Below are 10,878 nucleotides of genomic sequence, written 5' to 3'. Positions count from 1 at the left end.
AAGAAACGCTTTCGTTACTTTTTGCGGTCACAGTTCACAAAACCAGCATGTCTGCCACATATCATTTTCAACGTCGGTCGTTATAATGGCCTCAGCAAATGGAAAGGCTCCCCTCCTTACATTTGCTTCTGCTTACCCCTTAAAGCAGAGTCGGTGCCACATAGGCACCGCATCATCCCCTCCTTGTGGCCCGGTGGAGCTCCCCTCTCCCCGGGCCAATCCTTTTATCCTACAGCCCATTCTTTCCTATAGCACGTTCGGCGTTGCTCGCCAACTCCCGCAAAACGGCCAACAAGCGCGGCGGACGCATCTTCCCTTTCGCCCTTTTTCATGCAAACAAATGTTTCACGTGAAACATTTCGGCATCCGGCGCGACGCGAAGCCGCGCGCGAACGAAGCACCCGGCGCGAACAAGGCGCTCCGCCGGGCGAGCTGCGCGCGGACAAAGCGTTCGGCGGAGCAAGGCGTTCGGCAGAACAAGGCGCCCAACGAGGCGAAGCACCCGAAAAGAGAGGGGCTCCCGGCGGAGCGCGAAACCGAGCGCGGGCAAAGCGTTCGGTCGGACAGGGCGCCCGGCAAGAGCGAAGCGCGCGGCCACGATGCCGCGTAGCGCATCGACGCCGGCAATGAGGGCGAACCTTTCGGTGCGTCGCACCCGTCCGCCGTCCGTTTGGGCAGATAGCGGCCCCACCGGCGATGCCGACCCGCCCGAGCGGGAGGTCGTCAAGCCAGCAGACCAACCGCCCGGGCAAGCGGTTGGCGTTTGCCGGAGCCTCCGTCGCCCCTCTCAAGCGACAGCTTCATGTGCAAACAAATGTTTCACGTGAAACATTTCAACTCTTTTAACATTATTAAATTACTTAAGTTTATTGCTGGTTGATGGAGCGGCTGTAGCGCTTGCACGCCGCTTGCGCGCCGCAGCCAATAAGCCCGCGCGACAAACCGCCGCCCCTTGAGCGCACCTCGGAACAGAGGCGCGCTCAAGGGGCGGACCTTCCCGGGAAAAGCGCGACCGCGCCGCACGATGCGCTCGAGAGGGGCCTCGGGCGCGCCGCAGCCCCTCCCCCGCCGCGAACCCTAGGCGTTCTTCCGCGCGAACAAGATGTTGTTCGTCTCCAGCCAGCTTTCCACCGTGCCGGTGTCGAACCCGTCGGCCGGGTCGATGACGAGCGCGTACATCTCCTCCTCGCGCAGCACCGCATCCAAAGCGTCGGTGAGCTGGATCTCGCCGCCCACCCCGGGCTGCACGTCGGCCAGAAGCTCCATCACGCGCGGCGAGAGCAAATAGCGGCCGAACACGGCCAAATTCGACGGCGCGTCCTCAAGCGCCGGCTTCTCCACCAGCGCGTCCACCTTCCACACGTCGTCGGCAACCGCCGCGCCCGCGATCACGCCGAAGCGGCTCACCTGGTCGTCCGGCACCGGCATGACGGCGATGACGCTCGCGCCGCCGTGCGCGTCGGACACCTCCTGCATGCGCGGCAGCATCTTGTTGTCGGGCACCAGCACGTCGCCGAGCAGCACGTAGAACGGCTCGTCGCCCGTCTTCTCGGCCGCGCAGCGCACGGCATGCCCCAGCCCCAGCGCCTCGTCCTGGTACACGTAGCTCACGTTGTAGGCGCCCACCCGCTCCACAAGATCGGCGTACTTGTCTTTGCCGCGCTCGCGCAGCGTGGCCACCAGCTCCGGATTCGGCGAGAAATGGTCCTCGATGGCCTTCTTCTCGCGGCTGTTGATGATGACCACCTCGTCGGCCGCCGACGCCAGGCCCTCCTCCACCACGTACTGGATGGCCGGACGGTCGACGACCAGCAGCATCTCCTTCGGCTGGGCTTTCGTGGCGGGCAAAAAGCGCGTGCCGAGGCCGGCGGCGGGGATGAGAGCCTTCATGGGAAAACCTTTCTCCTGGTGTCCGTAATACGCGAGGCGCCGCAAAGGCGGCGCCTCGTTCGCTGCGTTCGGTTATTGTAGCACGACCGGCCTGCGCGTCGGCCGCAACGCGCATCCGCGCGCCCGCCGCAACCTGCCTGCGCGCCGAACGCAGGCGCAACGCCCTGGGCAGACGGCGCTCCGTCCGTCCGCCCACTCTCGCGCCGGCGTTCGGCCGGCCGCCGGCCTATTCGGCGCGCGCGCTCCGCTCGGCCAGCGCCTCTTCAAGCACCGCCATCTGGGCCTCGGTCTTCTTCAGGCCGCGCACCACCACGAACACGTACACCAGGATGGCAAGCCACATGAGCGCGTACGCCGCAATGATGTAGGGGGCCGACGGGATGATGGTGCTGTAGATTTCCTCGAGGATCGGGTTCATGTTCGCTCCTTATCGATATGCGCGCCGACCCTTCGCCGGGCCGGCGGCGCGCTAGTCCTCCAACTGCTCCTTCACGGCTTCCACGCGCTGGGCAAGCCTCACCTGGCGAAAGCGCAGGCGGTACAGCCCGAAGCCCACCAGCAGCATGCCGATCATGACCACGCCCACCGTCATGCCCATGTCGGCCGACATGCCGCCTTCGCGCAGGACCACAGGATGGATGCTCGACGGGATGAGCCGCGTGACCATGTAGCATATGGGCACGTCGATGCAGGCGATGATGCCGATGACGGCACCGTAGGTAGCGCGGCGCTCGGGCTCGTCTATGGCGTTGCGCAGCACGAAGTACGCGATGATAATGAGCATGAGAATGAGGTAGGTGGTCAGACGCGGATCCCACGTCCACCACACGCCCCACTCGAAGCGCGTCCACAAATCGCCCGTGATCATGGTGCAGATGACGAACAGGAGCGCTATCTCCATGCACACCTTGGCGCAGGTGTCGAAGCGCTGGTTCTTCGTCATGAGGAAGCGCACGCAGTAGTACCCGCCGAAGAACAGCGCCAAAAACGACACGATGGCTACCGGCATGTGGAAGTAGAAGATCTTCTGCGACAGCAGCAGCTTCGAGGACACCATCTGCCCGCCGATCAGCTCCACGCCGTCCACCGTGGCTCCATGCACCGGCCCGGCGTACAGAAACGCCATGAGGAAGCCGACGGTGGTGAGCACGGCGCCGGCCAGAAGCGCCCACGGCGCCAAGCGGTCGGGCCACTGCCCCCCTTCCGGAAGCTTCGGCACCTTCTCTTGCGAATCAGCCACTGATACCCCTTTCTATGCGGAGATGACGAAATCGTACAGGACCCAGCACGCAAGCAGCATGATCACGTCGTAGCCGCCCGCCAGGACCAACGATTGGAAGAACACGTCCATATACCCCTCGGCGCCCACGATAACCGCAGTCGTGGCCGAGGCGCACGCCCACAGCAGCGGGAAGATGAGGGGGACGAACAAAACCGCCAGCATGACGTCCTTGCCGCGCGTGTTGACGGTGATGGTGGACAGCAGCGTGCCGATGCCGGCCATCCCCACGGTGCCCACGACAAGTGGCGCGAGGAACAGCCAGAAGCTTGTCGAGGGCTGGGCGGAAGCCAGGAAGAAAAAGCAGAACAGCGGGACGGCGATAACCTCCACCACCAGCAAAAACAGCAGGTTCGAAACGGCCTTGGCCAAAAAGATGACCGCGCGGTCCAAAGGCACCAGCAAGATGCCCTCCAAACACCCCTGCTCCTTCTCGTGCGAAAACGAGCGGTTCAGCCCCAGAAGCGACGTGAACACGATGAGCGCCCACAGAAGGCCGCCGCTGATCTGCAGCACGTCGAACGAGCTGGCCGTCTGCCCAAGCGCCGCCCCGTAGACGATGAGCACGAGCAGCGCGTAGATGCCCATGGACGTGAGCATCTCCTTGGTGCGGAACTCCTGCTCCAAGTCCTTGCGCAGAAGTATCGCGAACTGCTGCAGCGTGGAGGGCTTCTTCAACGTCACCGCCATGTCATGCCACCCCCATGCCCACGGTGGAGCGGTACAGCGCCGAGAACTCGCCGAAATCCAGCGCGTCCTTTCGGTCGAACGCGACCACCTTGCCCTTTGCCAGCACAAGCGCGTGCGTGCACATGGCAAACCCCTTCTCCAGATCATGGCTCACCATGACGAAGGTGCGGCCGGCCCGCTGCTTTTCTATGAGGCTGTCGAATATCTCCACGGCGTGCGGGTCAAGCCCCGAGTACGGCTCGTCCAAAAACACCACGTCGGGGTCGTGGATGAGCGCGCGGGCGATGGAGAGGCGCTGCGTCATGCCGCGCGAGAACGTGCGCACCACGTCCAGGCGACGGTGCTTAAGCTCCACGGCCTCCAAAAGCTCCATGACGCGCGCCTTGGGGTTTGCCACCCCGTAAAGGCGCGCGTAGATCATGAGGTTCTGCTCGGCCGTGAGGTCCGGATACAGCATGGAGTTGTGCGAGATGAGGCCGATGTGGTCGCGCGCTTTGTCCGGCTCCTCCTTGATGTCCACGCCCATGAGCTTGGCGGACCCCGACGAGGCGCGCGCCAGCGTGGACAGCACGCGCAGAAGCGTGGTCTTGCCGGCGCCGTTCGGCCCGAAGATGGACAGAAACGCGCCTTGGGGCACCTCGATGGACACGCCGTCCACCGCGCGGCGGGTGCCGAACACCTTGGAGAGCTTCTTCGTTTCGATGGCAGCTTCCACCTCGGCCATGGCGGCTACGCCTCCGCTTTCTCGGATGCGGCTGCGGAGTCAGCCTGGGATGCGGCGTCGGGCGCGGCAGCTTCGGCTTCGACCTCGGACGAGGGCGCGGCCCCGGCTTCGACCTCGGCCCCGGCTTCGGACGAGGACGCGGCCCCGGCCTCGGACGAGGACGCGGCTTTGGCACCGACCTCGGCTTCGGCTTCGACCTCGGACGAGAGCGCGGCATCAACCCCGGACGCGGCGTCGGACGCTGCGGCAGCCGCCGGCGCCGCAGCGGCCTCCGTCAGCTTGCGGCTGGCGCCGCGGCGGCCCAGCGTGGCAATCAGCACGCCCGCCATCAGCACGAAAAAGCCAATCCACACCTCCGAGATGAGCGGGTTCACCCGCACGTCCATGGAGAAGTCGCCCTCCTCGTTCACCCCGCGGTACACCACGAACAGATCCTCCAGCGGGAAGGAGATGACGCTGGCCACCAGCTTCTGCTGCTGGGTGGACTGCACCAGCTGCACGGTGGGGTCGACCGAGCCCACGAACTCGCCGTCTTTGTACGCGTCGAAGTGCAGCGTGTACAGGATGTCGTCGCCGTTGTCCTGCGGCACTATCTCGTTGCCCTTGTAGGAGAGCGTGAAGTCCTGGATGGCGAAGTCCTCGGCCACCGTGTCGGTGTCGTCGTCGTAGTCCAGGTAGCCCACCTTCTCCGTCACGTACATGGACGATCCGATGAGGCCCACCAAAATGATGGCCATGCCGAAGTGCGCCAGAAAGCCGCCGAACGTGGAGGCGCGGTTCACCAGCATGCCGAGCGCCGCCGACACCGGGTTGCCCCCATGGCCTTTCCGGTACCCGCCGATGGCGCGGCCCAGCATAAAGAGCGAGTTGAAGAACAGCAGGCTGGCCACCAGCAAGCCCACCGCGGCCAAGCCGTTGTAGTACCACGACGGCCCCTCGTCGGCCAGGCCCTCGGCGTTGGCGCCGCCTGCCGCTATCATGGCGTCGTAGCTGGGCACCAGGTACGTGGCCCAGTAGAACATCAGCACCGCGAACAACACGAGCGCCAGCGCGCCGGGGATGCGGGCGCGCTTCCAGAACTGACGGCCCTCGGTGCGGCCCCAGGACAGCAGCGGGCACACGGCCAGAATGGCCAGGTACACGATGCCGAGCGGACGCGCGATGGCGTTGTAGGTGCCGGCGGACACCGTCTGACCGCCGAACGGCAGCTGCGGGGGCAACGCCGAGGAGATGGTCAGGTAGGCCAGCAGCACGGCGAACACCACCATGATGACGTTGTTGAAGTAGTAGGCCGCGTCCTTCGACAGCATGTTGTCAACGTCGTCGGAGGCCCCGGCCGAGGCGCCGAAGCTCTTCCAGCGCACGACCAGGCCCACGATGCCCGCCAGGATGGACAAGACGATGAGCGCGCCGAACAGGATGAGCGACACCGGGTCGCCCTCGAAGGCGTGCACCGACTGGACCAGCCCCGAGCGCGAGATGAACGTGCCCACGATGACGAACGAGAACGTCAGGCACGCGCACATCACGCTCCAGCGCTTGAACGCGCCGCGCTGGCGATACACCGTGAAGCTGTGGATGAGCGCCACGCCCACCAGCCACGACAGCAAGCTGGCGTTCTCCACCGGATCCCAGCCCCAGTAGCCGCCCCAGCCCAGCACCACGTAGGCCCACACAGCGCCCAGGCCGATGCCCACGCCCAGGAAGAACCACGAGAACAGCGCGTAGCGCTGCGAACGGACGACCCACTCCTTGGAGGAGTCGTTCACGATGACGGCGCCGATGGCGTACGCGAACGGGATGGTGAGTCCCGCGTACCCCACGAACAGGGTGGGCGGATGGATGGCCATGGCCCAGTGCTCCAAAAGCGTGTTCATGCCCAGAACGGAGCCGGAAGCGGTCAGGCTGCCGTCGGGGTTGAGGTACTTGCTCGACGTGGCCGTGAAGGGCATGTTGCTCTCGGAGAACAGCAGCACGCCCACGAACGCCGCCAGCACCAGCTGGCTGACCAACAGCGCCATGGAATCCAGCTTGCGCAGGCTTTTCAGGTTGCGCGCGGCAACCACCGCGTTGAACACGGCGATGAGCCACGCCCAGAACAGAAGCGACCCTTGGCGACCAGCCCACAGCCCCGACAGCTTGTAGAGCCAGGCCAGATCGCCCGACGCGTCGCTGTGCTGGCGCAGCACGTACTCGATGGTCATGTCGCCTGTCATGAAGCAGAACACCAGGATGCCGCAGCACAGCGTGAGCGCCGCAGCGGACAGGATCGCCGCCACATGGCCGCCCCATGTGAGCGTCTCCCCTGCGCCGCCCGGACGCTTGCGCGACGCCACGGCGCCCGCGATCAGGCACACTGCGGACACGGCCGTGCCCGCGAAGGCGACCAGCAGTCCTATCAAACCGATTGTCGACATGTAGCTACCTTTCCGAAGCGGCGGCCGAAGCCGCCGCCGATCGATGACATGGAGCCGAGGCTAGCCCTCCAGGGCCACCTCGGTCGCCGAGAACTTTCCGTCCTTGTCCAAAGAGCCGGTCAGGACCAAGGAGGAGCCGTCCCCCACCTCTTCCGAGATGGCGCCGTCGAAGAGCACGCCCAGCTCGTCGCCGGTTTCCGGATCGACCAACGCGAAGCGATCGCCCGCGCCGGCGGCCACCAGGGTGCCGTCCTTCACGGTGCCGCTCACCTTCACGGGCTTGCCTTCCACGCCGGTCCCGTAGCCGATCAGCTGGGACACCGAGAGCGCGTCGGTGGCGTTTTCGTACTTCGACGGGCACTTGGTGACCAGCTCGGAGGCGTTCAGCACGCCGTCTTGGCCCATCTTGCCCGTGCAGATGGCGGTCACGTCGTTGCCGAACGTGGCCGACACGCCGCCCTCGTAGCGCACCTTCACCTGCTGGGAGGCGTCGCCTTCGGGATCGTAGATGGAAAACGTCAGCACGTTGTCCTTCGTCTCGTAGGAGTTCTCCACAACGTTGCCGCTCACTTGGATCTTCTGATCGACGTAGTTTCCCGCGGCGGCCTCGGCGATGGAGATGCTCTTGGCAGAGCTCGATCCGCCGACCACGGCCAGAATCACGATCAGCACCATGACGATGACGCCGGTCGCCACGACCATGCGACGTTTCGTTTTCGCGTTCACGTTCGCCTCCTTGCCGTCTCTCTTTTTCGTGCAGTCATTCTCTGGCACCTCAAAGTTCCGAAGAGCGCCATGGGGTGAAAATCAGAGATTCACCATGCGAGCCGTCTGCGGCGCTGCGGCATTCGAACCTTCAAGCGTCTGTGCCTGCGATCCGCAGGCAGCCGTTCGTTCTTCGGACCTTTGACAACGGAAGCCCGTCCAAGCGCGCTGGCGCTTGAGGCGGGCTCCCTCGTGCTTATTCGGTTGTGACGCCTGCAGGGCAGGCGCGTCGTGCTTGGGCTTTACGCCTGCTGGAGCTTCTTCTCCTCCGCAACCGTCAGCCAACCCTCGGGCACCTCGGCCTCGCTGTGGCACTGCGTGCAGTACATCACGGAAGCGCGGTGAGCCTTGTGGCAGTCGGTGCAGGCGATCTCGCCGTGCTGGGCGACGTGCGGGTTGAACTCCATGTCGCTCGTGGCCTCAACGAGGTCGTCGCGCGTCAGGTTGTGGCAACCCTCGTTCAGGCAGAACTGGTCGCCCTCAAGGCCGCGCGCCTCGGTCAGATCCTCGTCGGAGCGCTCCTCGAGCGGGTAGATGTAGTTGCCCGTCACCCAGTTCATGCCCTCGGACATCTGCTCGCTCAACGTGGGCACGTGGCAACCCATGCAGGTCGCGCCGGCGCCGCCCTGGTCGGTGGGCACCTTGTGCGAGACGCACAGCATGGAGTTGGTGTTGGCCACTTCGTTGCCCCACTTGTCGATGCCCGTCGTGCCGGCCTCCTGGTCGTAGGTGGCGTTGTACGGATCCATCGGCGTGTGGCAGATAGCGTTGCAGAAGCTGGGCTGCTCATGCCAAACCCAGAAGCCGGCACCGGCTGCAATCAAAACAACCACGACGACACCCACGACGATAGGCCACTTCTTTCCCTTCTTCTTGGGAGCGGCTTCCTTGGTCGCGGAGTTATCAGCCTCGGTTGCCTCGGTGGCGGCTTCCACTTTGGTTTCCTCTTCGCTCATACTCTTTAACCCCCTTTCACAAAACTCGTCTCTTCCATTTCCGACCGTCCCCGCCCAATGCGTCCGAACGTGGCATCAAACGGAAACACGGAAACTTTACCACAAGCATGCTAGCGGTCAACCAAGAAAAAGCCTATCACCCATTTAGGGGGAAATAGCCCGGTTTCCCCTCGTTTTTTTGCATGATTCGGCGATTTCAAGCAGTTTTTCCGCACGGAGGCAAAAGCGACGAATGCGACCCCCGAAGCAGGGAAAGGAAGCGCAGCGCCTCCTTTCCCCGTCCTCGGAAACGTTGGAGAGAACGTCCCTGTCGTTACGCGAGCTTCGCCAACCCCTCGTCGACGGCAGCCTCGGCTTTGTCGAGCGTCTCAAACGTCAGCTTGGAGTTATGGGCGCCCTCGCTGTTCTCCACCATCACGAAGTCCCAATAGAACTGGGCGTTGCGCTGCAGCTTCTGCAGGGCGGCCAGCTCCTCGGAAGCGGCGGGAACCTCGCCGCCAGCGTCCTTGGCGGCCTTGATGGCGGCGATCTCGTCAGCGTAGGCGGTGGCGATCTTGCCCGTCAGCTCCTCAATCTTCTCGCTGATGGCGGTCACGCGCTCCTCTTCCTCGGCCTGGATGTCCTTGACCTTGGTCTCCAGGTCGTCGTGGCACTTGCTGCAGTCCTCCTCTATCAGCTGCGCGTTCTCAAGCGGGCTGATCCAGTTGTGGGAGGTGTACTCGCCGTTGTCGTCGGAGACGGTGCCCATATGGCAGTCAGAGCAGCTGTAGCCCTGCTTGGCCATGGGGGACTGGTCGCCGCCGTAGTTCGTCTCGAACTCGGGATGCTGGACCTTGATCATGGGCGCCAGCGTGTCGGCATGCTCCCAATCCTTGAAACCGCTCTCGTCGTAGTAAGCCAGGATGGCGTCGGGGGTCATCTCGTCAAGCCCCGTGTAGGGGTTCGAGGTGGCCTTGGTGTCGCCATCGAAGTAGTACTCGTTGTGGCACTGGCCGCACACCTGAGAGCCCATGGGCACCTGGTCGTCGTCGTTGGCGGCGTCGCCCAGCGAATCCACGAAGTAGGAATGGGTGAGCGTGAGCGTGCTCGGGTCGTTCTCGTGGCAGTTGTAGCAGCTGATAGGCTCGTCGAACTGCCCGATGGTGTCGTTGAACTTCTCCTTGTAGATCCCCTCGCCCTCCGCGTTCACCAAGGCGGTGAACTGCGGGGTCTTGCAGGTGATGCAGCCGGCCAGCTGCTCTTTCTGCGTGGTGCGCGGAGTCTCCTTGACGCTCTGGAGCGCGTACACGTGGCTCGACGCCTCGTCGTAGCCCAGCGCGAACGCATAGCCCTTGTACATGGTGTTCAGGGCCGGATAGAGCTCAAGGTAGTTGTGCTTCCCGGAGTCGGGGGAATTGGACTCGTTCTCCATGTACGTGGCGTACTGCCCAGGATAGGCGTCCTTCCACGACTCCGCAGTGACAACGCCGAACTCGTCCGCCTCAGGCGTTTCCACCTGCTGCGTGGCGGCGTTGTCCGCTTTCTGGTCCGTCGCGTCGTTCGTAGAGGCCTGGGGGGCGCATGCCGCCAACCCAGCAACCATGCCGAACGCGCACAGCGAAGCGGTCCAGAGAGCGAGCTTGTTCGTCTTGACTTTCGTCATACGGATCTCCTCCCTCTTTTCGACTGACGCTCTCTCCTCCATAAAATATACACGAATCTCGGGGGAGATGGAATGGCCACGAGAGGATTTCGGAGAATCCCAGCCGCGATATAGGGGAAAACCCGGCCTGGGGAAAACCCGGCCCGGCTGATCTGCGGAGATCGGCCATGCCGACGGGAGCGAATCCGGCCGCGCCCTGCGGAATCGCCCTCTTGCGCGCCACGGGGCGCGGTTTGCGGTCGAAGGAGCGTCCGTGCGAGCTTGTTCGGGAGAGCGCCCGCTCTGTTAAACCGGGATTGGCGCGAGCCTCTGTTGGCCGGGTCCCGGGCCGGGCTCCTCTGCCCGGGCGCGGCGGAAGGCCCTTGCTCGGCGGGCTGGGGGCCTTCCGGGGCGCACGGGCGGTCCGCGCGCGGCAGGCTGGCCGGGCCGCGTCGACGGCGGCTCAGCAGAGGGCCGCTCGCAGGCTGGCTCGGCGGGGACGGCCGGGCCGCGTCGGTTCGGCGGGGAACGCTCGC

General features: G+C 64.5%; 10 protein-coding genes. 1 reads left to right on the top strand and 9 read right to left on the bottom strand.

All coding sequences use genetic code 11. From position 1 onward, the window contains the following. Positions 1–349: 349 nt before the first annotated feature. Positions 350–610 (top strand): hypothetical protein, encoded by a 261-nt coding sequence (locus ACWKY3_RS03665; RefSeq protein ID WP_449315062.1) that lies wholly within the window; start codon positions 350–352, stop codon positions 608–610. Positions 611–1,077: 467 nt separating this feature from the next. Here ACWKY3_RS03665 and ACWKY3_RS03660 read toward each other — a convergent pair whose 3' ends face one another. From ACWKY3_RS03660 to ACWKY3_RS03620, 9 genes are all read right to left on the bottom strand, one after another. Next, positions 1,078–1,890 (bottom strand): UTP--glucose-1-phosphate uridylyltransferase, encoded by an 813-nt coding sequence (locus ACWKY3_RS03660; RefSeq protein ID WP_449315061.1) that lies wholly within the window; start codon positions 1,888–1,890, stop codon positions 1,078–1,080. 226 nt (positions 1,891–2,116) lie between these two features. Then, entirely contained in the window at positions 2,117–2,308 is a 192-nt protein-coding gene (locus ACWKY3_RS03655) for a hypothetical protein (protein ID WP_449315060.1), read from the bottom strand. Between the two features lie 51 nt (positions 2,309–2,359). After that, positions 2,360–3,130, bottom strand: coding sequence for a cytochrome c biogenesis protein CcsA (gene ccsA, locus ACWKY3_RS03650; protein ID WP_449315059.1), 771 nt, complete (start codon positions 3,128–3,130; stop codon positions 2,360–2,362). A gap of 12 nt (positions 3,131–3,142) precedes the next feature. Then, positions 3,143–3,859, bottom strand: coding sequence for a heme exporter protein CcmB (locus ACWKY3_RS03645; RefSeq protein ID WP_449315058.1), 717 nt, complete (start codon positions 3,857–3,859; stop codon positions 3,143–3,145). 1 nt (position 3,860) lies between these two features. Next, the gene (locus ACWKY3_RS03640) at positions 3,861–4,583 is read right to left on the bottom strand and encodes an ABC transporter ATP-binding protein (RefSeq protein WP_449315057.1); all 723 of its coding nucleotides are present in this window, start codon (positions 4,581–4,583) and stop codon (positions 3,861–3,863) included. A 5-nt stretch (positions 4,584–4,588) separates the two neighbouring features. After that, a complete protein-coding gene (locus ACWKY3_RS03635; RefSeq protein ID WP_449315056.1) occupies positions 4,589–7,000 on the bottom strand; it encodes a heme lyase CcmF/NrfE family subunit in 2,412 nt (803 codons plus the stop codon). A 60-nt stretch (positions 7,001–7,060) separates the two neighbouring features. Then, positions 7,061–7,726, bottom strand: coding sequence for a cytochrome c maturation protein CcmE domain-containing protein (locus ACWKY3_RS03630; RefSeq protein ID WP_449315055.1), 666 nt, complete (start codon positions 7,724–7,726; stop codon positions 7,061–7,063). A 281-nt stretch (positions 7,727–8,007) separates the two neighbouring features. Beyond that, positions 8,008–8,721, bottom strand: coding sequence for a cytochrome c-type protein Cgr1 (gene cgr1 / locus ACWKY3_RS03625; protein ID WP_449315054.1), 714 nt, complete (start codon positions 8,719–8,721; stop codon positions 8,008–8,010). A 313-nt stretch (positions 8,722–9,034) separates the two neighbouring features. After that, positions 9,035–10,363, bottom strand: a complete 1,329-nt coding sequence (locus tag ACWKY3_RS03620; protein WP_449315053.1) for an ammonia-forming cytochrome c nitrite reductase subunit c552 — start codon at positions 10,361–10,363, stop codon at positions 9,035–9,037. Between the last annotated feature and the right edge of the window lie 515 nt (positions 10,364–10,878).

The organism is Rubneribacter sp. (genome assembly GCF_965361815.1).
Note: the sequence above shows the minus strand (reverse complement) of the source record. Positions and strands in the feature narration are given on the sequence as shown.

Coding starts and splice junctions, on each gene's coding strand:
- ACWKY3_RS03620 (WP_449315053.1), bottom strand. CDS start 10,363: ATGACGAAAGTCAAGACGAACAAGCTCGCTCTCTGGACCGCTTCGCTG.
- ACWKY3_RS03645 (WP_449315058.1), bottom strand. CDS start 3,859: ATGGCGGTGACGTTGAAGAAGCCCTCCACGCTGCAGCAGTTCGCGATA.
- ACWKY3_RS03635 (WP_449315056.1), bottom strand. CDS start 7,000: ATGTCGACAATCGGTTTGATAGGACTGCTGGTCGCCTTCGCGGGCACG.
- ACWKY3_RS03660 (WP_449315061.1), bottom strand. CDS start 1,890: ATGAAGGCTCTCATCCCCGCCGCCGGCCTCGGCACGCGCTTTTTGCCC.
- cgr1 (WP_449315054.1), bottom strand. CDS start 8,721: ATGAGCGAAGAGGAAACCAAAGTGGAAGCCGCCACCGAGGCAACCGAG.
- ACWKY3_RS03640 (WP_449315057.1), bottom strand. CDS start 4,583: ATGGCCGAGGTGGAAGCTGCCATCGAAACGAAGAAGCTCTCCAAGGTG.
- ACWKY3_RS03655 (WP_449315060.1), bottom strand. CDS start 2,308: ATGAACCCGATCCTCGAGGAAATCTACAGCACCATCATCCCGTCGGCC.